Origin of the sequence: Actinospica sp., from assembly GCF_035552695.1 — a bacterium.
In the GTDB taxonomy this organism is placed as follows: Bacteria; Actinomycetota; Actinomycetes; order Streptomycetales; family Catenulisporaceae; genus Actinospica.
In genome coordinates this window covers 14,021-35,395 of the sequence record NZ_DASZKT010000117.1, presented here as the reverse complement: position 1 = coordinate 35,395, position 21,375 = coordinate 14,021, and the positions used below count along the sequence as shown (strand labels likewise).

Genomic DNA, 21,375 nt, shown 5'->3' with positions numbered 1-21,375 from the left:
CTCCTCTCAGCCGTTCAATGAGGCAGTGTAAGCGATGCAGTCCGAGTACTTGGGCAGCAGGTCCGACTTCAGCGCCTGCTCGAGCGAGGGCGCCGCCTCGTCCTTGGCCGACAGGATCGGGGTCTCGGTCGGCCAGTCGATGCCGAGGTCCGGGTCCAGCGGGTGCACGCCGTGCTCGCCGGTCGGGTTGTAGGTCTCGGAGACGCAGTAGTGCAGAGTCGCGTCGTCGGTCAGCGCGACGAAGCCGTGGCCGAGCCCCTCGGACAGGTACACCGAGCGCCGGTCCACGTCGTCGAGCTGCACGAACTCCCAGGCGCCGAAGCTCTCCGAGCCCACCCGCAGGTCCACGATCACGTCCAGCACGGCGCCGCGTACGCAGGAGACGTACTTGGCCTGGGACGGCGGCACGTCGGCGAAGTGGATGCCGCGCACGACGTCCTTCGCCGAGACGGAGAGGTTGCCCTGCGCGAGCCGCAGCGGGTGTCCGACGACCTCGGCCAGCTTGTCGTGCCGGTACCACTCCAGGAACAGCCCGCGCGGGTCGCCGAACTGCTGCGGCAGGATCTCCCAGGCGCCCTCGATGGACAGCGGCGTGATCTTCACTTGTCTTAGTTTCCTTCGGCTTCGAGCAGGTTCAGCAGGTAGTGGCCGTAGCCGGACTTCAGCAGCGGCTGGGCCAGCTCGTACAGCCGCTCGTCGGACAGGAACCCGGCGCGCCAGGCGACCTCCTCGACGCAGCCGATCTTCAGGCCCTGACGTTCCTCGATGACGCGCACGTACTCCGAGGCCTGCACCAGCGAGACGAAGGTGCCGGTGTCCAGCCAGGCCGTGCCCCGGTCGAGCACCGAGACGGTGAGCTTGCCGGCCTTCAGGTAGTGCTCGTTGACGGCGGTGATCTCCAGCTCGCCGCGCGCGCTCGGCTTGAGGTCGCGGGCGATCTCGACCACCGAGTTGTCGTAGAAGTACAGGCCGGGCACCGCGAAGCGCGACTTGGGCTTGGCGGGCTTCTCCTCGATGGAGACCGCGTGGCCCGACTCGTCGAACTCGACGACGCCGTACTCGGTGGGGTTGGCGACCTGGTAGGCGAACACGAGACCGCCGTCGATCTCGGCGTTCGCGCGCAGCTGACGGCCGAGCCCGGCGCCGTGGAAGATGTTGTCGCCGAGCACGAGCGCGACCCGGTCGTCGCCGATGAAGTCGGCGCCGAGGACGAACGCCTGGGCCAGTCCGTCGGGGCTCGGCTGCACGGTGTACTCGAGGTTTATCCCGAACTGCGACCCGTCCCCGAGCAGCCGCTGGAACGCGGCCTGGTCCTCCGGGGTGGTGATGATCAGGATGTCCCTTATCCCGGCCATGACCAGCGTGGAGAGCGGGTAGTAGATCATCGGCTTGTCGAAGACCGGCATCAACTGCTTCGAGATCGCCTTGGTGATCGGCCACAACCGCGAACCGGTACCCCCGGCCAGGATGATTCCGCGCATGGGCCGACAGTGTAGTCCGGTCGGCTGAGGCCGCCGACACCGGACAATGGGTGCATGGCGAAAAGTTCATGTCCCTGTTGCTCAGGCAAGGCGTACGCCGAATGCTGCGAGCCGCTGCACTCGGGTGCGGGCCGCGCCGCGACCGCCGAGCAGTTGATGCGTTCGCGGTTCAGTGCCTACGCGCTGGGTAACGCCGCGTATCTGCTGCGGACCTGGCACTCGAGCACGCGGCCGAACCCGCTGCGCCTGGATCGGAGCACTCGCTGGACGCGGCTGGAGATCCTCGGCTCGACAGCTGGCGGGCAGTTCCACACGACGGGGACGGTCGAATTCCGCGCGTACTACCGGGAGCGCGGCGGTGCCGAGCAGTCCATGCGGGAGAACAGCACGTTCGCGCGCGAGGACGGCGCCTGGGCGTACGTGTCAGCGCTCTGAGCTCGACCCGCTCAGCCCGGTCCGTGGTACTCGGCGCCGGCCGGGATGTACGCCTGGGCCACCCGGCCGGTGACGCCGTCTCGCAGACCCTTGAGACACGCGGGGACGTGCGTGCGGCGCTTCGGCTCGAACACCACCACCTGCGCGAACCAGCGGGCCAGGAACAGCGCGTTCGTGACCGCCCACTTCGGGTTGTGGCCGACGTGCTCCTTGATCAGGATCAGGCCGTTGCGGATCGTCCAGTAGTGCCGCCACGCCGCGTGGTGCCCGATCCGGACCTCGCGGCCGAGGAAGCCGTGCGCCCGCACGTCGCCGATCGAGTGCGGCATCTGCTGGGACAGATCGCGCACGATGCGCACGCCGGCGCGCTTCATCCGCAGGCAGAAGTCCACGTCCACGTAGTCGACGAAGAAGTCCTCACGGAAGCCGGGCACCTTCTCCAGGCAGGAGCGGCGCAGCAGCATGCCCGAGGTGATGACCAGATCGCGGTCGTCCACCTGCTCGAACCGCTCGGCCAGCGTCTCGTAGTTCTTGCCGGTCTCCACGTCGACCGGGCTCGGGCCGACGATGCCGATGCCGGGATCGCCGAGCACCTTGGCCAGGCCCTCGATCAGGCCGGCCGGGATGACCGAGTCCTGATCCAGCAGCAGCACCGCCTCGGCGTCCGCAGGAAGGTGCGCGAGACCGCGGTTGAGCCCGGCGGCCAGGCCGAGATTCCGGCCGCCGCCGAGCACGGTGACACGCGGATCCGCGAAGCCGGGCAAGGGATCGGCGAGCTCGCCGCCGTCCTGCGGCAACGGGGTGTTGTCGACGACGATGACCGACTCGCAGGCCTCGAGCGCCGACTCGACGACGCCGCGCAGCAGTTCGTCGGGGTGGTACGCCGTGACGATGGCGGTGATTCGCAGTGGACTCATCGGCCTTCCGGACCCTGGTATTCGGCGCCCGCGGGCAGGTAGCGGCGCAGATCGACTCGGCCGGTCAGTCCGTGCAGCAGCCCGCGGAGGACGGCCGGGACCGACGCCGCGCGGCGCTCGTCGAACAGCGTCGTCACCAGCAGCCAGCGGGCCATGAACAGCGCGTTGGTGAGCACGAAGCCGCGCTCGGTGCCGAAGAACTCCCTGCTCAGCACGACCCCGTTGCGCGCGATCCAGTAGTGCCGCCACGCCGGGTAATGCAGCACCCTGACGTTGAGCGGGCCGAGCCGGTGGTCGCGCCCGGATCCGATGGAGTGCGGCAGGACCAGCGCGGCATCACGCACCACGCGGCGGCCGGAACGGCGTACCCGCAGGCAGAAGTCCGAGTCCACGCAGTCGACGAAGAAGTCCTCGCGGAATCCGGGCACGTCCTCGAAGGCGGAGCGGCGGACCAGCATGCCGGAGGTGATGATGCTCGGCCGGTCGTCCACGGCCGCGTGCCGATCGGCGGTCCGCTCGTAACGCCCCCCGGTCGCCGCGTCCACCGGAGTCGGCCCGACGACGGCGATCTTCTCGTCGGCCAGATGCGCGGAAAGCCCCGCGACGAGTTCCGGCGGCAGCACCGAATCCTGGTCAAGGAACAGCACCGCTTCGGCGTCCGCCGGCACCTGCGCCAGCCCGAGATTCAGCGCTCCGGCGAGCCCGCGATTGCGCCCCGTCCGCAGCACGGTGACCTTGGGGCCCTGGAGCTTGCCCGCCAGCGTCTCCGCGTCTCCCGGAGTGTTGTCCGCGATCACCACCGAATCGCAGCTCAGCAGCGCCGACTCGACGACCGCCGCGAGCCGCTCGTCCGGGTGGTACGCGGTGACGACCGCCGCGATTCTCCGCGTCATCGGTCAGTCTCCGTCCCGCACACCGGGCGGGTACGCGCCCTCGGGCAGATAGCCGAGCGAATAACGCCCGGTCAGCCCGTCCAGCACCCCTCGGCTGAGCGCGGTCAGTTGCGCGCCGCGCTTCGGCCCCCAGCAAGCCACGGACAGGAACTTGCGCGCGAGGAAGATGCCCATCGAGACCCAGCCCTGCGGCCGGCGCCGGTCGTAGTCCTTCGCGTACTGCACGCCGTTGCGCGCGATCCAGTAGTGCCGCCACGGCGGATAGTGCGTGACGCGCACGGTCACCGGGCCGACGCCGTGCTCCTGCCGGTTGCCCATCGAATGCGGCAGCCGCAGCGTGAAATCCTGCACGACGCGGAATCCGGCCTTGCGCGCGTCCACACAGAACGCGATGTCCACGAAGTCGTTGAACAGGTCGGCGCGGAAGGGGCACTGGTCGATGCACTCTCGCCGGACGAGCATGCCGGAGGTGATCACGGCCGTGGCGTCCTCGACGGTCTTGCCCTCGGTGCCGAAGTTGTAGGCGGCGTTGTGCGCGGCGTCCCAAGGTGTCGGCGCGACGATGCCGATCTTGGCGTCCGCCTCCAGGTGCGCACGCAACCCGCTGACGAGCCCTTCGGGCAGCACTGAGTCCTGGTCCATCAGCAGCACGGCCCCGGCGTCCGCGGGCAGCGAGCCCACGCCCAGGTTCAGCGCGCCGCCGAGGCCCAGGTTGCGGCCGACCGGCAGCACCGTGACCCGCGGATCGTCCAGCTTCGTGGCCAGGCTCGGGGACCCCGCGGGCGTGTTGTCCACGACGATCACGGCGGCGCAGTCCCGCAGCGAGGAGTCCACCACCGCGGCGAGGCGCTCGTCGGGGTGGTACGCGGTGAGGACCGCGACGATCTTCATCTCCTGCACACGCCCGAGCGTATCCGCTCAACCCGGGGCTACGCTAATATCACCTGGTCATGCGCCGCGTCCTGGACTTCCTGCGACGACCCACCATCTTCCTCGCCGTGGGTCTGATCGTCTCCGCGTTCTCGGGGTCGGTCTACCTGCTGATCGTCAACCTGGCCTTCGATTCGCACCAGGTCCTCAGCCTGCAGGGGCAGAACCTGCTCCTCGCGGCGATCAGCACCGGCGTGATGTCCGGCATCGAGCAGGAGATGGTCCGGGCCGTCAGTCGCGCGATCGCGCACCACCTGCCCACGTCGCCGGTGATCCGCCGTCAGGTGCGCCAGGCGGGCTGGTTCGTGGCGGTCATGCTCATCGCCTGCCTGGCCCTGTCCCCGCTGCTCACGCATCACTTCCTCGGCGGCAGCTGGATCGTGTTCGCCGAGCTGATGGTGGGCCTGATCGGCGCGGTGGTCTCGTTCCAGGTGCGCGGCACGCTCTCCGGGAAGCAGGATTTCCACGTCTTCTCGATCACGCTGCTGGTCGAGTCCTTCACCCGACTGCTTCCGTGCCTGGTGCTGGTTGCGATCGGCAACCGCGACGTGTGGCTGTACGGCCTGATGTTCGCCCTCGGCCCGGTGCTCTCCGCCGTGGTCGGCATCGTGCTGCCGAAGGTCTGGTATCGCCCGCAGTACGCCGAGCTCGCATCGCAGGCCGACGAGAAGGCCGCCACGGCCGCGGAGGAGACCGGTAGCCGGGCCGTCGCCAACCTCGGCCTGCTCACCGGCGCCACGCTGGCCTCGCAGGTGCTGCAGAACGTCGTCCCGCTGCTGGTCGTCGCGCGCTACCAGCACGCGCGCGGCACCGAGGCCGACCAGGCCGCCGCGATCAACTCGGCGGTCGGCCTCGCCAGGATCGGCATCGTGGCCCTGCTCCCGATCCAGACCCCGCTGCTGCCCAAGCTGACCACCGCCGCCGAGCGCGGCGAGGTCGGCGAGGTGCGCCGTCGTAGTTTGCAGCTGGTCGCCATCTGCGCCGGCCTCGGCCTCGTCGCGGTACTGGTGTGCGCGACGGTGGGCCCGTGGGTGATGCGCGACATCATGCACGCCCACGCCGTGCTCCCGAACTGGTTCCTCGCCGCCTTCGCCGGGGCCACCATGTTCATGATGATCGCGATGATCCTGCAGCCCGGCCTGATCGCCATGAACCGGCACAAGAGCGTGATGATCGGCTGGTCGCTCGGCGTCGTCGTCACCCTCCCGGTCTTCGCCATCAGCGGCAACGTCCTCGGCATTCTCGGCATGACCGCCCTCGCCGCCCTCGTCGGCCCGCTGGCCACGGCGGTCTTCCTCGCCGTCGACCTCTGGTGGAGCATGCGCCGCCGCGCCTCCGCCACCCCCACCCCGCTCGGCCAGACCAAGTCCCCCAACCCCGCGACGTCGACGCTGCACTGACAGCTCACACGGTATGACCGGTTTCACCGTGTTCGCCACAGTCTTGTCACGAAGCGTCATGGCGCCGCAGTCGGAGCGTCGTCACCAGCACACTGAGGGTGGTGGCAATTCGGGTGCAACGGGAGGATCGCGGGGATGGATGTCGACGTGGCAGGGGCGCCGACCCTTGTCAGGGGGACGATTGGGTGGCAACGCGGAAGCCGGGTCCCGCCGCTGCCGGGGGCGCCGGCGGCGAAGTGGAGCCGGCACTGGGTCGGCGTGGGGGCGATGGCCGTTGTTGCAGGCTTCTGCTACGCGCTCTACTCGTACCTGAGGTTCCGGCAGGGCGGCTACTTCGGGTGGGACCTGGGGATCTTTGACCAGACGGTGCGCGCGTATGCGCACTTCCACCTGCCGTATGTCACGAGCATGCGGCACGACTACGCGGGCGATCCGGGGAAGCTGGAGTGGACCGATCACTTCAGTCCGATTCTGGTGGTGCTCGCGCCGCTGTACTGGGTCTCGAACAGCGCGTACAACCTGCTGTTCGCGCAGGCGGTGCTCTTCGCGGCCGCGGCGCTGCCGATTTTCGCCTTTGCGCGGCGACGCCTCGGCGATTCGGCGGGGCGGCCGACGGCGGCGTACCTCGTCGTGGCGGTCTACCTGCTGGCGTGGCCGTTGCAGTCGGCGTTCGCGTTCGACTTTCACGAGGCGGCCTTCGCGCCGCTGCTGATCGCCGTGCTGGTGGAGCGGGCGGACGTGCGGCGGTGGCGGGCGGCGGCGGTCGCCGCGGGGCTGTTGCTGCTGGTGAAAGAGGACATGGGGCTCGTCGTGGCGACGACGGGCGTCTGGATCCTGATTCGCGGGGATCGGCGGGTGGGCGCGTGGTTCGCGGCGGCGGGGCTTGGGGCGATGACGCTGGTCATCGGAGTGGTGATGCCGCTCGAGGGTGGCTCGTCGATGCGCAACTGGCAGTACGGGGAACTCGGTCCGACGCCCGTCCGTGCCGGGCTTCGGCTGCTCGAGCATCCGTCGCTGTTCGTCACTGAGCTGATCGACCCGCATGTGAAGGTGACGACGGCGCTGCTGCTGATGCTGCCGGTGCTGTTTCTCTGCCTGCGCTCGTGGATCGTGCTGCTCGCGGTGCCGCTCGTCGTCGAACGCTACTTCGCCGACGTGCCCTTCTACTGGCACACGGACTATCACTACAACGCGTTCTTGGTCGCGATCGTCGTGATGGCGGCGGCGGACGGCGCGAGCAAGTTGCGGTGGCCCCGACTGCGGCTCGGCTGGGCGGTGGCGGCGCTGGTCGTCAGCGTGGCGCTGCTGCCGGGGTTTGCCCTGTGGGGATTGGCGAGCAGCTCGCTGTGGCAGCCGTCTGATTCGGTGAACGCGCAGGAACAACTCCTGGGCGAGGTGCCTGCGGGGGCCGATGTGCTGATGCCGTGGCCGTCCGATCCGTATACCGGCGGCCGCGTGCATCCGATCAACCTGCACTTCACGCAGACCGCGCCGGAGTGGATGCTGACGAGCGACATGACCGCCGACGTGGCGGCGCTGAATAGGACACTGCCCGCGGGAAGCAGTCACGCGCGTTACGTGTACTACGAAAGCTATGAGGGCTGGACGATCGGCAGACTCGTGACGGTCGCCGTCGTCCAGCCCTCGTGGGCCGGAAAGGCCTAGCTCTTCTTCGGCTTCGGACGCAGCAGGCGCATGCTTGGCATTTCGACGAAGCGATAAAGGAGGTACGCCAGACCGATCGCGCATGCGAGTAGGCCGGGGACGACGAGCATCGCCGTCGCGCCGTGCCAGCCGTTGGGGCGCCAGAGACGCATGACGTTCTGGATCATTTCGACGTGCACGAGGTAGAACGCGAACGAGATCTCGCCGAGGAACACCAACGGCCGCCAGCGCCAGGGCGACCAGGCCCCGGAGAGGTCCGCCTGGGCCGCGGCCGCGATCAGGACGCAGCAGGCCAGGTCGAAGTAGATCGTGTGCAGGTTCAGCGGGATCCAGTTCGTGCCGTTGAGGTAGTAAACGCCGACCGCGAAGAGCGTCGCGATCCACAGGCTCGGGCCGTGCCAGCGTCCGCGCTTGACCAGCAGCGCGGTGATCACACCGAGCCAGAACTCGATGCTGCGCACCGGCGGGAACATGTACGTGAACCAGTACGAGCGCACCGGCTCGTGCGGGAAGATGTAGAACTGCCACTGCTGCAGGCAGTACGTCAGCCCGATCAGCATGAACGCCGTCCAGTACAGCTGGTTCACGCTCAGCCTGCGCAGCAGCGGGGCCACGAACGGGAAGCTGAGGTAGAAGAACGCCTCGCAGCCCAGCGACCAGCTCACCGTGTTCACGCTGTAGCCGATGCCGGCGCCGTGGTACGACCCGTAGAACCAGGGCTGCACCAGCGCCAGGTTCAGCAGGGCCACGACCTTGCTGAACTGGTCGCCCCACAGCAGCCCGATGCCGAGCACGATCGCCCAGGTGACGGCGTGGTTCGGGTAGATCTTCGCGATCCGCCGACGCCAGAACGCCGTGCGCGTGTCGGAGGGCTTCGCCACCCAGGTGAGCACGAAGCCGCTGAGCACGAAGAAGAACGCGACGCCGATGTCGCCCTGGCCGAAGACCGCCTCCCAGGACCGCAGCAGCTGGCCGCCGCGGTTCGGCGGCGCGTTGGGCGGCGACGGCGGCCGGTGGATCACGCCGAGCGTGCCGATGTGGTAACCGAACACGATGAAGGCCGCGAGCCAGCGCAGCCCGGTCAGCGAGGGCAGCCGGGCGAAGCCGGCCGACGCACGGGGCGATGCGGCGGCGGGCGCTTCGGGCTGCTCCTGCTCAGCGTGCGATTGCGCCGGGGCGGCGGGTTCGTCGGCCTCCGGCGAATGCGTGGGTTGACGCTGCGCACCAGGCAGCGTCGCTTGGTGCTGAAGCAAAATCTGCCCCCAAGGCTGATTTTGTGACGTGTGACACGATGCCGAGTGCTACCCCTGCGCTCGGTATCGAGCGGGGTCGGACTGCCCGACCATACTAGGCCGTGCTCGGACAGACCCCGCAAGTCGGAGGTGAGTCTTCAAACACTCTTTACGCCTTTACGAGCGGCCGGAGCCCGCTAGGCCCGATGCAGGACGACGATCGGCCCTTCCTCGTCGACGATCTGGAAGCCCTGCCGTTCCAGCGTGCTGAGATAGCCGGGTGTGAAGTCCGCGCTGACCGGGCAGCCCGGGTTGGCCAGGTCCATGGCCGCCCAGGAACCCTTCTCCACCTGCGAGCCGATCAGCGTCACGTTGTCCCGGGCCGCGAGCGGCACCACCAGGTTGTTGGTGGCCCGCACCTGGACGCCCGACGGGATGTACTTCAGCGCCGCCGTCACATTCGCGATCTGGCCCGGTTGCGCGGCGTACGAGTTCGTCTGCTCCGCCCAGATGCCCAGCGCCTCGGTCTGCGTCACCGACCAGGTGATCTGCAGCGCGAACAGGCCGAGCACCACGCCGGCGATCGGCGGCACGAGCCGGTGGCCGAGCCAGTCCATGCCCTTGGCCTCGTTCCACGCCGCGATCTTGCGTACGACGCGGATCAGCCGGCTGGTTCCGTCCATCGCGGCGATGAACAGGATCGGCATCAGCGGCATCTCGTAGTACAGCCGCCACGACCACTCGGTGTGCCCCACGCGACCGGAGAGCGTCGAGGTGACCAGCGAGGGCAGCGCCATCAACGAGATCGGCGAACCGAGGCACAGGAAGGCGACCGGCAGCAGCACGTGCGACCACAGCTGTGCCTTCTCCTGGCCGCCGAACATCAGCTGCAGGGTGTGGATCGGGTGCTCCACGATCGCCTGGACCTCGCCGGTGAACGTGGTCGCGTGCAGCGTGCTGATGTAGTCGTCGGCGTAGGTGAAGCCGTTCGGGTTGAAGTGCGGGATGATGTAGTTCACGGTCACCAGGAACATCCCGATGCCCCAGACCGCCAGGATCGCGGCATGCCGCCACTTGCGGTTCATCGCCAGCCAGATGGCGAACATGACGATCAGCATGCCCATGTCCTCCTTGACGAAGGCGGTCATGCCGATCAGGATGCTCGCCCACGTCCAGCGCCCGGCGAGCGCGCGTTCGAGGCCCCAGGCGATCAGCGGCGCGGAGAACATCACCTCGTGCACCGGGAAGGCGATCGAACCCTGCATCCCTATGCTGAACAGGTAGGCGACCAGCAGCAGCGCGGCCGCCGGAATCCCCCAGACCCGCCGGATCGCGATGTACACCGGGATGCCGGACAGGCACAGCAGCAGCGACTGCGCGAAGACCAGCGTGGCCGGGGAGTTGTGGATCCAGATCGCCGGGGCCAGCAGCAGGTAGATCGGCGAGAAGTGGTCTCCTATCTGCGCGTAGCCCTTGATCCCCACGTACGGGTAGAAGTGGTAGGCCCAGCCGGCCGTGGCCTGGTAGAAGATGCCGAGGTCGCAGGCGCCGGCCTGCTGCTGCATGTACTGGTTGTAGGCGAACGCCCAGTAGATCGCGAAGGACGCCGAGACGATCCAGGTGCACGGCGAGAGCACGATCCGAAGCAGACCCCTGAGAACACGGTGCCGGAGCCCGGGTCGGGCGCCGCCGGGAGTCTCCTCGCCGACGGGCGCCTCGGCGTCTTCGGTCGTGGTCGGGGCGGCCGCGACCGGTCGGGCGGGGGCTTCTTCGAGCACGTGGGCCGTTCCTCGGGTGCAGGCGGGCTCCGGCGGCAGCAGCCGTCATCCCGGCGATGGCTCAGATGGTTAGGGGCTGCCCCAGCTTAATGAGCACTTCAGCGTCGTCTGAACCGCCGTACACACTCGGGGAGAACATGTGACCGACCTGTGACTGGGCCCCGCCCGCCCGCGCGGGCTCGACGCGGCGCGGGCGCCGGCCGCGCTTCGGGCGGACCGGCACTCGCCCGGGTGAATCGGCGTCGGGCGTGTCAGCACACCGGCGGGAAGGAGGTCAGGTACACGACGTCGGAGATCGAGCCCGGGTTCTGCGATCCCCACTGCTCCAGCCTCGTCCGCAGCTGCTGCGTCGCCACGACGACGCGGACCGGCTGGCCGACCGCCTTGATCCCGGCCTCCAGCTCGCCGAGGTTCTTCAGCTGCTGGGCGTTCCACGCCGCGCCGTTCTGCCCGGCGCACACCAGGTGGTCGGTGGAGTTGAGCCCGCGGTACGAGTCGGTCGCGGAGCCGTAGATCACCGAGCTCATCGTGCCGGCCCGCTGGTTGAGCACGGCGAGCTGCAGGCTCATGTTCACGTTGCTCAGCGGGTCCGTGTAGATCACCGTGACCGTCGGCACCTTGCTGATCAGCAGGTGCTCGTGCTGCAGCACGCCGAGCACGGCGATGTTGTCCGGCGCGATCCGGTCGGCCATCCACGCCGAGGCCCAGGTGGCCCCGGTGCCCGGCTGCCACTGGGAGCCGGGGTTCGCGGCGCTCGCGGGCGCGGCGTTCTTGTTGAGCACCGTGGACCACCAGAAGCTGCGGGTCGCGCCGATCGCGAGCAGGAAGGCGCACACCCCGATGCCGAAGCCCTTCCAGCCGGAGACGGCCAGCCGCGGGCGCGGCAGCAGGTGGCCGAAGGAGCCCGCGCCCACCATCAGGATCACGGCCCAGGCCTCGACGACCTTCCAGAAGTAGTAGCTGACCGCGCCGATGGTGTGGAACATATAGGCCATCATCGCGAGCACGGCCAGCGTGCTCAGCACCGCCGCGATCAGGCCGACCACCGCCGACGGCCGGCGCCGGGCGGCGCGGGTGAAGAAGCCGAAGAGGCTGAAGCAGCCGAGGACGGCCATCACGGCCCAGCTCAGCGGGATGGTGAAGCCGATCGCCTGCGAGGCCGTGGAGCCGCTCAGGCCCGCGTGCTTCGCCGCGATGAACTCGCTGAGCGCGGCCGGAACGGCCACGACCGTGACGACGAGCAGCGTCTTCCAGTGCGGGAGCAGCCGCTTGCGGTAGTAGGCCAGCGAGACCGCGATCAATATCGCGGCGAACGGGGCGTAGAGCTCGTAGGTCAGGCAGACCGCGATGAACAGCACGGCCATCAGCGCCGCGTGCAGGCGCCAGCCGCGCGGCGGCCGGAAGCAGATCGCGGCCAGCAGCGCCACCTGGGCCATCGCGACGACCTGCGGGTCCCAGGTGGACCAGACCGCCTCGGTGAACGCGCCGACGAAGAGGTAGCCGGTGATCGCCGTCATCAGGAAGACCCGGCGCCAGCCCTTGAGCATCGGGCCGGCGACCCAGCGTGCCGCCCAGGCGACCGAGGCGATCATGAAGCCGTAGCCGACGCTGACCCAGATGTTGTAGCGGACCAGCTCGCTCGCGGCGTTGCCCGGGTTGACGTTCGAGCGCAGGAAGATGTCGCCGAGCGCGTACAGATAGTGCTGGCCGGGCGGGTAGACCGCGATCATGCCCGGGTCCACGGCGCTCTTCACCTTGCCCTGCATCAGGAAGGTGTAGCCGCCGTACCGGTGGATCGCGTCGAAGAGGTTGAAGTGCCGCAGCCGGTCACCGGTCATTCCGGCGTAGCCGAGCTTGCTGCCGGCCACGGTGCTCCAGCTCGGCCAGTAGGCCACCAGGAAGCCGGCGATCAGGCCGAGCAGCAGCAGGACGTCGCTGCCGAGCATCCGCCGCGGCCAGCTGCGCCAGGGCGGCGGTGCGCCGAGGAAGACGTACGCGGCCACCAGCAGCGTGAGCGCGACCCCGGCGAGCGCGATCGGCTGCAGCCCGAAGGGCCAGAGCGAGAACACCAGCCCGCCGACGACCGCCAGCCCGATCAGTAGCGCGATTGTGACGAACAAGCGGTCGACGATCGTCGCCCCGGCCTTCACCAGACCGCCGGTGCCGAACACGATCAGCACCACGAGCAGCGGGTCGGTCCTCGTCAGCTGGGTGAGCACCGGGACGATCCACGCGCCGGCGAACAGTGGGACGGCCACCCGGAGCGGCGGACGCGCAGGTCCACGGCCGATGCGCGGGGGTACCGACGACTCGATGGAGTTCGCCGCCTCGGCGGGCGACCCCAACGCCTGCGAACCCATTACGTGACTCCTCAGCAAACCCGACTTGAACTGAACCGACGCCCTTGTCGGCGCGGGCCAGTCTAGGGCGCCAGGTTGAACCATGGGTAAGAACGGCCGACTGTACCACCGGGTCGAGCGAACGCGACAGACCTGCCGGAACCCTCCGGCGGACTTTGGTCGGCCGTCGGTTTCGCCTGTTAGGATCGGCGCAATCGTGTTCCGCCCCTCGGTACGGGCGGCGCGCACCTTTCTGATCGCAGGGTTGACGGGTGCAGGATTTTCAGGACGTTTGGCTGGTGATTCCCGTCTTCAACGAGGAGACGGTGATCGCCGACGTGCTCGCGCACGTGCTGCGGACTTTCCCGAACGTGGTCTGCGTCGACGACGGCAGCCGGGACGGCTCGGCCGCGCGCATCCTGGGCACCGGCGCGCACCTGCTGCGCCACCCGATCAACCTGGGCCAGGGCGCGGCGCTGCAGACCGGCCTGAGCTACGCGCTCGCGCGGCCGGGAGCCGAGTACTTCGTCACCTTCGACGCGGACGGCCAGCACCAGGTCGAGGACGTCGAGGCGATGATCGCCGTGCTGCGCACCAAGGAGGCCGACGTCACGCTCGGCTCGCGCTTCCTGGAGTCGGCGCACGAGGTGCCGCTGCTGAAGAAGCTGGTGCTCAAGACCATCGCCACGCTCAGCGGGAGCTCGCGTCGCCTCGGCCTGACGGACACGCACAACGGGCTGCGCGCCTTCAACCGCGCGGTGGCGGAGAAGGTGGACATCAGCCAGGCCGGTATGGCGCACGCCTCGGAACTGGTGGACTTCCTGGCCCGCTCGAGCTTCCGGGTGCGCGAGGTGCCGGTCACCATCAAGTACACCGAGTACTCGATGTCCAAGGGGCAGTCCCTGCTGAACGGGGTGAACATCATGTTCGACCTCGCCCTACGCCGGAGAGGCTGATCGGCCGTGTTGATCCAGGCCCTGTTGATCCTGGCCGCGGCGCTGCTGTTCGTGCTGTTCCTGCGGCGGTCGCAGACCGCGCGGCTGCAGGCGTTCAAGCGCATAGGCTTCCTGCTGTTCTGCGTGTTCGGGGTGCTCGCGGTGCTCCGACCCGGCGTGATGACCTGGCTGGCCAACCGGGTCGGCGTCGGCCGCGGCACGGACCTGCTGCTCTACATACTGACCGTCGTCTTCGGCTTCTTCGCGCTGAACACCTACCTGCGCTTCAAGGACACCGAGAAGCGGCTGACCCGGCTGGCCCGGGCCATGGCGATCCGGGACGCGATCCCGCCGGAGCCCGCGAACCCCGAGGCCCGGCCCGCCGGGCAGGACTCAGCGGGTGGAGGCGGCGTAGCGGACGAGTCGGCGGAAGGCCGCGGCGTCGCCCTGGCGCAGCGCGGTCGGGGCGAGGGTCAGGGCGTGTAGCCGGGTGGATCGGTGCCGCCGGGAGACCAGCGCGGCCCGATGCCAGCCGATCTCGTCCATCCGGCGCGCCGTCTCGGTGAAGAAGCGCCGCGACTCGTCGAAGCGGGAACCGTCCACCGCGGCGCGCGAGGACTCGCTCTCCGCGTGCCTGCGGTATTCGAAGGCCTCCACGCCGTCCGCGACCAGCGACTCGCCGCTCTCCACCAGTTGCAGGATCACGGCGAGGTCCTGTACGACGCGCAGATCCGGCGGAAAGCCGGTCGTGGCCTGGATCGCGTCCGTGCGCCAGCACAGGGACGGGAAGTAGAGCCAGTTTCCGCGCAGCAGGCTCAGCGCCAGCGCCTCGCCCTCGAGCACGACCGGGCCGCCGCCGTGCAGCAGCTCCTTGGGCGCGTAACGCCGGCGCTTGATCGAGTCGACCAGGCTCGAGGTCGGTTGGCCGGTCTCGTCGATGACGCGGACGCCGGGCTGCACCAGGCCGACGCTCGGGTGCGCGACCGCGAGGGCGCGCACGGTCGCGATGTAGTTCGGCAGCAGCAGGTCGTCGCAGCCCATGATGACCACGCGGTCGCGCTTGGCCAGCTCCAGGCACTTCTGGAAGTTGGCCGAGATGCCGAGGTTCCGCTCGTTGCGCAGGTAGGTCACCCGTGACTCGGCGAGCTGCTCGAACCACTCCGGCACCCCGGCCGCCGTGCCGTCGTCCACGACGGTCAGGTGCCAGTCCGGGTCGGTCTGCGCGAGCACGCTGCGCACGGCCGCCTGCATCAGCGGGACGTCGCCGTAGTACGGCATCATCACGTCGATGCTCGGCGTGGATTCGGCCATGGTTCCGCGACCTTTCTCAGGCCTCTGTCGCACCGGTCAGGTATTCGCGCAGCGCGTCGCGCCAGTTCGGCATCGGCGCGAGCCCGGCCGCGGCCCAGCGCTCGTGGCCGAGCACGCTGTACGCCGGGCGCGGCGCCGGCCGGACGAACTTGTCGCTGGTGGTCGGCCGCACCCGCTCCGGGTCCAGGCCGGTGATCTCGAAGGCGGCACGAGCCAGGCCGAACCAGGTCGTCTGCCGCGCGCAGGTGCCGTGGTAGACCCCTGACGGGGCCTTTCCGGCGTGCGCCGCCCGGCCGAGCGCCAGCAGCTGCCGGGCCAGCGCGACGGTGGAGGTCGGCTGTCCCTGCTGGTCGTCCACGACGTCCAGGAACTCGCGCTGGGTCGCCGCGTTCAGGATCGTGGCGACGAAGTTCTTGCCGTGCTTTCCGTAGAGCCACGCGGTACGCACCACGTAACCGCTCTCCGGCAGCAGTTCGCGCACCGCCTGCTCGCCGATCAGCTTGCTGCGACCGTAGGCGTTCAGCGGCGAGGTCGGCGCGTCCTCGGCGATCGGCTCGGTGGCGTCGCCGGGGAAGACGTAGTCGGTGGACGGCTGCAGCAGCCGCGCGCCGGAATCCGCGCAGGCGGCCGCGAGATTGCGCACCGCCGCGCCGTTGATCGCGCTCGCCTCGTCCTCGTGCGTCTCGGCGCCGTCCACGTCGGTCCACGCCGCCGCGTTGGCCACGACCTCGTACCCGGCCACCGCGGCCTTGACCGCGGCCGGGTCCGTCAGGTCCAGCGCGGCGCGGGTCAGCGCCACGTGCTCGACGCCCTCGGCCGCCAGCAGCGCGGTCACGTCCCGGCCAAGCATGCCCCCGGCGCCGACGACCAGCCAGCGCGCCTCGCTCGGTGCGCGATCGCTCACAGCTCGGCCTCGGCCTTCGCCTTCAGCGGCTCCCACCAGGCGCGGTTCTCCTGGTACCACTGCACGGTGGCGGCGAGTCCCTCCTCGAAGGAGACCTGCGGGACGTAGCCCAGCTCGTTCAGGATCTTCGTGATGTCCAGCGAGTAGCGGCGGTCGTGCCCCTTGCGGTCCTCGACGTAGTCCACGTACGACCAGTCGCGGCCGGTCGCGTTCAGCAGCAGCTCGGTCAGCTCCTTGTTGGTGACCTCGGTGCCGCCGCCGATGTTGTAGACCTCGCCGGCACGACCCCTGGTCAGCGCCAGGTGGATGCCGTGCACGTGGTCGGAGACGTGCAGCCAGTCGCGGACGTTGCCGCCGTCGCCGAAGAGCGGCACGTGCTTGCCGTCCATCAGGTTCGTGATGAACCGCGGGATGACCTTCTCCGGGAAGTGGTAGTACCCGTAGTTGTTCGAGCAGCGGGTGACCACGGTGTCCATGTGATGCGTCCGGTGCGCGGCGATCACCAGCAGGTCGGAGCCCGCCTTCGCCGCCGAGTACGGCGAGTTCGGGTTGATCGGCCATTCCTCGGTCCACGAGCCCTCGTCGATCGAGCCGTAGACCTCGTCCGTCGACACGTGCACGAAGCGCCCGATCCTGTGCCGGCGCGCCGCGTCCAGCAGCGTCTGGGTGCCGAGCACGTTCGTGGTCACGAAGTCGGAGGCGCCCAGGATCGAGCGGTCCACATGCGATTCCGCGGCGAAGTGCACGATCGCGTCATGGCCCGGCAGCACCTCGTCGAGCAGTTCGGCGTCGTTGATGTCGCCCTGCACGAAGGAGAATCCGGGGTGCGAGCGCACCGGGTCGAGGTTGGCCGGGTTCCCCGAGTACGTGAGCTTGTCGTACACGGTCACGACGTCGCCCGCGCCGGCCGAGCCGGGCAGACGTTCGGTCAGAAGCGCGCGGACGTACTCGGAACCGATGAATCCGGCTCCGCCGGTGACCAGGATCTTCATGCCGGACATCGTAGCCGCTCGATCTGACCGAGTCGCCACCATCGGTTTCAGGTCCGCATCAGCTCGGCATCAGCGGACGCCGGCGAACAGATCGTCCTCCGGAATCGTCGTGTCGACCAGGCTGCGGGCGAGTTCGAAGTCCTCGGTGGGCCAGACCTCGCGCTGGATGTCCATCGGCACGGAGAACCACGGCCCGTCCGGGTCCACCTGCGTCGCGTGCGCGAGCAGGGCCTGGTCGCGCAGCTCGAAGTACTCGCCGCACGGCACGTGCGTGGTGGTCTCGCGCTCCGGCCGCTGCTCGCCCTCCTCGCTGCTGAAGCGCTGGATCCAGCCCTCGTACGGCGAGCTGCCGGTGCGCTCCAGCATCGCCTCGTGCAGGGCCAGGATGCGGGCCTTGGTGAAAGTCTGGTTGTAGTACAGCTTCAGCGGCTGCCAGGGCTCGCCCGCCTCCGGGTAGCGGTCCGGGTCGCCCGCCGCGTCGAACGCCTCGACGCTGATGCGGTGGCACTGGATGTGGTCCGGGTGCGGATAGCCGCCGTTCTCGTCATACGTGGTGACGACGTGCGGGCGGAACTCGCGCATCAGCCGCACCAGCGGCTCCGCGGCCGTCTCGGCCTTCTCCAGCGCGAAGCAGCCCTCCGGCAGCGGCGGCAGCGGGTCGCCCTCCGGCAGGCCGGAGTCGACGAAGCCGAGCCAGGCCTGCTGGACGCCCAGGATCTGCCTGGCCCGTTCCATCTCGGCCCTGCGCACCTCGTGGATGTTGCGCTCGATCTCCGCGTCGCCCTTCAACCGCGGGTTGAGCACGTCTCCCCGCTCACCGCCCGTACAGGTGACCACCAGCACCTCGACACCCTCGGCGACGTATTTGGCCATGGTCGCGGCCCCCTTGGACGACTCGTCGTCCGGGTGGGCGTGCACCGCCATGAGCCGCAGCTTGTCCTCCACCGGTCCCTGCTCCCTCGTACCTGGCCGTTACTCCCACGGACGGAGTCTCTATAGTGGCGGACGGCCGGGGTGAATCGCGAAACAACGACCCACCCTCCCCACCGCTGCCCTCAAGAAGAGCACGGACAGGCCGCAGAAACTTCCCGGTACAACCAAGGGGCGGAACGTGAACGACGACATCGCCGGAATGCACGGACAGCCGGACTCCACCAGCGCGGGCGCGGCGGAGACCGCCCCCGGATCGCTGAGCTACAGCGACCCCGGCTTCGCCGAGCGCTACGGGATCAAGCGCGGGATGTCCAGGACCCGCAAGATCACGCTCGGCGTGTTCGGCTTCGCGCTGCTCTGCGGCGTCGCGGGCTATATCGCGTGGAACGAGGCGAACCCGCAGATCCAGGCCGAGGTCATCTCGTACACGGTCAACGGCACGTCGATCAACGTGACCTTCCAGGTCAACAAGTCCGCCGACCAGCGCGTCTCGTGTGTCCTGGAGGCGCAGGACGTGCGCGGCGCGGTCATCGGCTCGGCCAACGTGACGGTCCCGGCCGGCCGCGCCGAGGAGGACATGGTCTACACGGTGAATACGACCGGAACGCCGAACACCGCCGAGGTGTCGAGCTGCACGGTCGTTTCCTGACCGTTCGGCCGGCCGTGGCCCGACCTTGGCCCCGCGATGGCCGGACGGTGGCCCGGCGGCCCGATCACCTCTTCTAGGAAAATGTCGGCGAAGCTTGCTAGCCTCGTGGTTTCGGCGGGTACCGGACTGTACGGGGCCCGCCGCGCTGGAAGCACCACCCGACCCTACGAGGAGCATCGTGACCCAGACCAGTGAAAACGTCACCTGGCTTACCCAGGAAGCGTATAACCGGCTTAAGGCCGAGCTGGACTATCTCCAGGGTCCGTTCAAGGTCGAGATCGCCCGGAAGATCGAGGCCGCGCGCGAAGAGGGCGACCTGCGCGAGAACGGCGGCTACCACGCCGCCAAGGAGGAGCAGGGCAAGATGCACGCCCGGGCCCTGCAGCTGGCCCAGATGCTGGAGAAGGCCCAGGTCGGCACCCCGCCGACGGCCGCCGGCACCGCCGGCCCCGGCATGGTCGTCAAGATCGCCTTCGACGGCGACGAGGGCGACACCCTCGAGTTCCTGCTCGGTTCGCGTGAGGCCTCCGCGACCGACCTCGAGGTCTACTCGCCGCAGTCCCCGCTCGGCGCGGCCATCAGCGGCCACAAGGTCGGCGAGACCGCCAGCTACGAGCTGCCGAACGGCAAGTCGATCTCGGTCAAGCTCCTGTCCGCCAAGCCCTACGCCGGCTGAAGCCCCGCTGCCCCGTACCGCTCCGTCAGGTGCTGACGGAGCGGTACTTGCGTACGGCGAGCGGCACGAACAGCAGCAGGATCAGCACGGACCAGCAGAGGGAGACCCAGCCGGGGTACTGCATCGGGAGCACGTCCGGGATCTTGCCGGAGGCGTAGCCGGTGGGGTTGCCGAAGAGCTCGCGCAGGCCGAGCACGGTCGACGAGATCGGGTTCCATTCGGCGATCGGCTGCAGCCAGCCCGGGAGCGACGAGGTGGGGACGAAGGCGTTCGAGACGAAGGTGACCGGGAAAAGCCAGATGAAGCCGGCCGTGTTCGCCGTCTCCGGGGTGCTCACGGACAGGCCGATGACGGCGCCGATCCAGCTCATCGCGTAGGCGAAGAGCATCACCAGCAGGAACGCGGCGACCGCCTTCCAGAAGCCGCCGTGGATGCGCCAGCCGACGGCCACCCCGCACAGGGCCATGATCAGCAGCACGAAGAGGTTCTGGATCCAGTCGGCGACGGTGCGGCCGAGCAGCACGGCGGATCTGGCCATCGGCAGCGAACGGAAGCGGTCGACGAGGCCCTTGTGCAGGTCGTCCGCGAGGCCGACGGCGGTGGTGCCGGTGGTGAAGGCGAGCGTCTGGGTGAAGATCCCAGGCAACAGATACTCGCGGTAGGCGTGGGTGCCGCCGCCCCCGACCGGGATCGCGCCGCCGAAGACGAAGGCGAACAGCAGCACGAACATGATCGGCTGGATGGTGGCGAAGACCACCATCTCCGGGATCCGGGTCATCCTGCGCAGGTTGCGCACGGTCACGACCCAGCCGTCGTAGAACGCACCGGCCAGGCCCGGCATGTGGCCGGCGCCGGGAGCGGGCGCCGGCGACGGGGGCGCGGGAGAGACCGCGGCTTCGCTGCTCACTGGTCGGCCTCCTCGTTCGCGGTCGGCTCGGCCGCCTTGCCGGTCAGGCTGAGGAACACGTCGTCGAGCGTGGGGCGGCGCAGCGCGAGGTCGTCCACGGCGATGCCCGCGTTGTCCAGTTCGCGGACCGTCTCGACCAGGAGTTTCGCGCCGCCCTCGATCGGTGCGATCAGTTCCCGCGCGCGCTCGTCGACGGCCGGCGCGGCGAGTGCCAGGCGGGTGAGGATCCGCGCCGCGTCGGCCAGCCGCTCGCGGTCGTGCACGACGAGTTGCAGCCGCTCGCCGCCGACCTGGCTCTTCAGCTCGTCGGCGGTGCCGCGGGCGATCACCCGGCCGTGGTCGACGACGACGATCGAGTCGGCCAGCCGGTCGGCCTCCTCCAGGTACTGCGTCGTGAGCAGCAGGGTGGCGCCGCCCGCGACGAGGTCGGCGATCACGTCCCACATGGCGATTCTGGTGCGCGGGTCGAGGCCCGTGGTCGGCTCGTCCAGGAACATCACCGGCGGGCGCACGACCAGTGCCGCCGCGAGGTCGAGGCGGCGGCGCATGCCGCCCGAGTACGTCTTCGTGGGACGGTCGGCCGCGTCGGTGAGCGAGAACTGCTCGAGCAGCTGCTCGGCCCGCCGCTGCGCCTCCTTCTTGCCCACGTGATAGAGCCTGCCGACCATGACCAGGTTCTCCCGGCCGGTCAGGTTCTCGTCCACGGCCGCGTACTGGCCGGACAGGCCGATCCGCTCGCGCACCTTCTGCGGCTCGCGCAGCACGTCGAGGCCGAGCACGCTGGCCCGGCCGGAGTCCGGGGTGAGCAGCGTGGTCAGCACGCGGACGGTCGTGGTCTTGCCCGCCCCGTTCGGCCCGAGCAGGCCGAGCACCGTGCCCTCGGGCACCGCGAGGTCCACCCCGTCCAGCGCGCGGACCATCTTCTCGCCCGAGCCATACGTCTTGACCAGGCCTTCGGCCTCAATCGCCGCCATGTTCCGATGTTCCCCCAATCGGCT

21 protein-coding genes are annotated in these 21,375 nt (G+C 69.3%); 7 read left to right on the top strand and 14 right to left on the bottom strand.

What is annotated here, in order from left to right; all coding sequences use genetic code 11:
* Positions 1 to 6: 6 nt before the first annotated feature.
* The gene (gene rfbC / locus VG296_RS15075; RefSeq protein ID WP_325566340.1) at positions 7 to 603 is read right to left on the bottom strand and encodes a dTDP-4-dehydrorhamnose 3,5-epimerase; all 597 of its coding nucleotides are present in this window, start codon (positions 601 to 603) and stop codon (positions 7 to 9) included.
* Between the two features lie 5 nt (positions 604 to 608).
* The gene (gene rfbA, locus VG296_RS15070) at positions 609 to 1,481 is read right to left on the bottom strand and encodes a glucose-1-phosphate thymidylyltransferase RfbA (RefSeq protein ID WP_325566339.1); all 873 of its coding nucleotides are present in this window, start codon (positions 1,479 to 1,481) and stop codon (positions 609 to 611) included.
* Between the two features lie 54 nt (positions 1,482 to 1,535).
* On the opposite strand from rfbA, the gene VG296_RS15065 reads away from it, so the two are divergent.
* Positions 1,536 to 1,916, top strand: a complete 381-nt coding sequence (locus VG296_RS15065) for a YchJ family protein (protein ID WP_325566338.1) — start codon at positions 1,536 to 1,538, stop codon at positions 1,914 to 1,916.
* Between the two features lie 11 nt (positions 1,917 to 1,927).
* On the opposite strand, the gene VG296_RS15060 is transcribed toward VG296_RS15065, so the two are convergent.
* The 3 genes from VG296_RS15060 to VG296_RS15050 are packed head-to-tail and all read right to left on the bottom strand — an operon-like array spanning position 1,928 to position 4,617.
* Positions 1,928 to 2,833: a glycosyltransferase gene (locus VG296_RS15060; RefSeq protein ID WP_325566337.1), complete on the bottom strand. Its 906-nt coding sequence runs from the start codon at positions 2,831 to 2,833 to the stop codon at positions 1,928 to 1,930.
* Entirely contained in the window at positions 2,830 to 3,726 is an 897-nt protein-coding gene (locus VG296_RS15055) for a glycosyltransferase (RefSeq protein ID WP_325566336.1), read from the bottom strand. Before VG296_RS15055 ends, VG296_RS15060 begins: the two co-directional genes overlap by 4 nt.
* 3 nt (positions 3,727 to 3,729) lie before the next feature.
* Positions 3,730 to 4,617 (bottom strand): glycosyltransferase, encoded by an 888-nt coding sequence (locus tag VG296_RS15050; protein WP_325566347.1) that lies wholly within the window; start codon positions 4,615 to 4,617, stop codon positions 3,730 to 3,732.
* 59 nt (positions 4,618 to 4,676) lie between these two features.
* Here VG296_RS15050 and VG296_RS15045 point away from each other — a divergent pair, with 59 nt between their 5' ends.
* Together VG296_RS15045 and VG296_RS15040 are read left to right on the top strand one after the other, a co-directional pair.
* Positions 4,677 to 6,056, top strand: a complete 1,380-nt coding sequence (locus VG296_RS15045) for a hypothetical protein (RefSeq protein WP_325566335.1) — start codon at positions 4,677 to 4,679, stop codon at positions 6,054 to 6,056.
* Between the two features lie 135 nt (positions 6,057 to 6,191).
* Positions 6,192 to 7,721 carry a DUF2079 domain-containing protein gene (locus tag VG296_RS15040; protein WP_325566334.1) on the top strand — a complete coding sequence of 510 codons (1,530 nt, stop codon included), beginning with the start codon at positions 6,192 to 6,194 and terminating at the stop codon, positions 7,719 to 7,721.
* On the opposite strand, the gene VG296_RS15035 is transcribed toward VG296_RS15040, so the two are convergent.
* The 3 genes from VG296_RS15035 to VG296_RS15025 all read right to left on the bottom strand — a co-directional run bounded on the left by VG296_RS15035 (position 7,718) and on the right by VG296_RS15025 (position 13,091).
* Positions 7,718 to 8,974, bottom strand: a complete 1,257-nt coding sequence (locus tag VG296_RS15035; RefSeq protein WP_325566333.1) for an acyltransferase — start codon at positions 8,972 to 8,974, stop codon at positions 7,718 to 7,720. The genes VG296_RS15040 and VG296_RS15035 overlap by 4 nt on opposite strands.
* Positions 8,975 to 9,150: 176 nt before the next feature.
* Positions 9,151 to 10,731 carry a DUF2079 domain-containing protein gene (locus VG296_RS15030; RefSeq protein WP_325566332.1) on the bottom strand — a complete coding sequence of 527 codons (1,581 nt, stop codon included), beginning with the start codon at positions 10,729 to 10,731 and terminating at the stop codon, positions 9,151 to 9,153.
* A gap of 251 nt (positions 10,732 to 10,982) precedes the next feature.
* Positions 10,983 to 13,091, bottom strand: a complete 2,109-nt coding sequence (locus VG296_RS15025; RefSeq protein ID WP_325566331.1) for a hypothetical protein — start codon at positions 13,089 to 13,091, stop codon at positions 10,983 to 10,985.
* A gap of 278 nt (positions 13,092 to 13,369) precedes the next feature.
* On the opposite strand from VG296_RS15025, the gene VG296_RS15020 reads away from it, so the two are divergent.
* On the top strand, positions 13,370 to 14,026 hold the full coding sequence (locus tag VG296_RS15020; protein ID WP_325566330.1) for a glycosyltransferase family 2 protein: 657 nt from the start codon (positions 13,370 to 13,372) through the stop codon (positions 14,024 to 14,026).
* A gap of 6 nt (positions 14,027 to 14,032) precedes the next feature.
* Positions 14,033 to 14,491 (top strand): DUF2304 domain-containing protein, encoded by a 459-nt coding sequence (locus VG296_RS15015; RefSeq protein WP_325566329.1) that lies wholly within the window; start codon positions 14,033 to 14,035, stop codon positions 14,489 to 14,491.
* On the opposite strand, the gene VG296_RS15010 is transcribed toward VG296_RS15015, so the two are convergent.
* The 4 genes from VG296_RS15010 to mca all read right to left on the bottom strand — a co-directional run bounded on the left by VG296_RS15010 (position 14,399) and on the right by mca (position 18,157).
* On the bottom strand, positions 14,399 to 15,316 hold the full coding sequence (locus tag VG296_RS15010; protein WP_325566328.1) for a glycosyltransferase family A protein: 918 nt from the start codon (positions 15,314 to 15,316) through the stop codon (positions 14,399 to 14,401). The genes VG296_RS15015 and VG296_RS15010 overlap by 93 nt on opposite strands.
* A gap of 16 nt (positions 15,317 to 15,332) precedes the next feature.
* Positions 15,333 to 16,220 carry a dTDP-4-dehydrorhamnose reductase gene (gene rfbD / locus VG296_RS15005; RefSeq protein WP_325566327.1) on the bottom strand — a complete coding sequence of 296 codons (888 nt, stop codon included), beginning with the start codon at positions 16,218 to 16,220 and terminating at the stop codon, positions 15,333 to 15,335.
* A complete protein-coding gene (gene rfbB / locus VG296_RS15000) occupies positions 16,217 to 17,212 on the bottom strand; it encodes a dTDP-glucose 4,6-dehydratase (RefSeq protein WP_325566326.1) in 996 nt (331 codons plus the stop codon). The genes rfbD and rfbB overlap by 4 nt, the downstream gene beginning before the upstream one ends.
* 69 nt (positions 17,213 to 17,281) lie before the next feature.
* Positions 17,282 to 18,157, bottom strand: coding sequence for a mycothiol conjugate amidase Mca (gene mca / locus VG296_RS14995; protein WP_325566325.1), 876 nt, complete (start codon positions 18,155 to 18,157; stop codon positions 17,282 to 17,284).
* Between the two features lie 166 nt (positions 18,158 to 18,323).
* Between mca and VG296_RS14990 the strand changes: the two genes are divergently transcribed.
* Positions 18,324 to 18,794 carry a DUF4307 domain-containing protein gene (locus tag VG296_RS14990; RefSeq protein WP_325566324.1) on the top strand — a complete coding sequence of 157 codons (471 nt, stop codon included), beginning with the start codon at positions 18,324 to 18,326 and terminating at the stop codon, positions 18,792 to 18,794.
* Positions 18,795 to 18,972: 178 nt separating this feature from the next.
* Positions 18,973 to 19,470: a transcription elongation factor GreA gene (gene greA, locus VG296_RS14985; protein ID WP_325566323.1), complete on the top strand. Its 498-nt coding sequence runs from the start codon at positions 18,973 to 18,975 to the stop codon at positions 19,468 to 19,470.
* A 25-nt stretch (positions 19,471 to 19,495) separates the two neighbouring features.
* Here greA and VG296_RS14980 read toward each other — a convergent pair whose 3' ends face one another.
* Positions 19,496 to 20,311 carry an ABC transporter permease gene (locus VG296_RS14980; RefSeq protein ID WP_349259565.1) on the bottom strand — a complete coding sequence of 272 codons (816 nt, stop codon included), beginning with the start codon at positions 20,309 to 20,311 and terminating at the stop codon, positions 19,496 to 19,498.
* Positions 20,312 to 20,373: 62 nt separating this feature from the next.
* Positions 20,374 to 21,351, bottom strand: coding sequence for an ATP-binding cassette domain-containing protein (locus tag VG296_RS14975; RefSeq protein ID WP_325566321.1), 978 nt, complete (start codon positions 21,349 to 21,351; stop codon positions 20,374 to 20,376).
* Positions 21,352 to 21,375 lie beyond the last annotated feature (24 nt).

What these genes read in the sequence shown, in the direction of transcription:
- rfbA (WP_325566339.1), bottom strand. Translation starts at nt 1,481, where the DNA reads ATGCGCGGAATCATCCTGGCCGGGGGTACCGGTTCGCGGTTGTGGCCG.
- VG296_RS15065 (WP_325566338.1), top strand. Translation starts at nt 1,536, where the DNA reads ATGGCGAAAAGTTCATGTCCCTGTTGCTCAGGCAAGGCGTACGCCGAA.
- VG296_RS15060 (WP_325566337.1), bottom strand. Translation starts at nt 2,833, where the DNA reads ATGAGTCCACTGCGAATCACCGCCATCGTCACGGCGTACCACCCCGAC.
- VG296_RS15055 (WP_325566336.1), bottom strand. Translation starts at nt 3,726, where the DNA reads ATGACGCGGAGAATCGCGGCGGTCGTCACCGCGTACCACCCGGACGAG.
- VG296_RS15050 (WP_325566347.1), bottom strand. Translation starts at nt 4,617, where the DNA reads ATGAAGATCGTCGCGGTCCTCACCGCGTACCACCCCGACGAGCGCCTC.
- VG296_RS15045 (WP_325566335.1), top strand. Translation starts at nt 4,677, where the DNA reads ATGCGCCGCGTCCTGGACTTCCTGCGACGACCCACCATCTTCCTCGCC.
- VG296_RS15040 (WP_325566334.1), top strand. Translation starts at nt 6,192, where the DNA reads ATGGATGTCGACGTGGCAGGGGCGCCGACCCTTGTCAGGGGGACGATT.
- VG296_RS15025 (WP_325566331.1), bottom strand. Translation starts at nt 13,091, where the DNA reads ATGGGTTCGCAGGCGTTGGGGTCGCCCGCCGAGGCGGCGAACTCCATC.
- VG296_RS15010 (WP_325566328.1), bottom strand. Translation starts at nt 15,316, where the DNA reads ATGGCCGAATCCACGCCGAGCATCGACGTGATGATGCCGTACTACGGC.
- rfbB (WP_325566326.1), bottom strand. Translation starts at nt 17,212, where the DNA reads ATGAAGATCCTGGTCACCGGCGGAGCCGGATTCATCGGTTCCGAGTAC.
- VG296_RS14980 (WP_349259565.1), bottom strand. Translation starts at nt 20,311, where the DNA reads ATGCCGGGCCTGGCCGGTGCGTTCTACGACGGCTGGGTCGTGACCGTG.
- VG296_RS14975 (WP_325566321.1), bottom strand. Translation starts at nt 21,351, where the DNA reads ATGGCGGCGATTGAGGCCGAAGGCCTGGTCAAGACGTATGGCTCGGGC.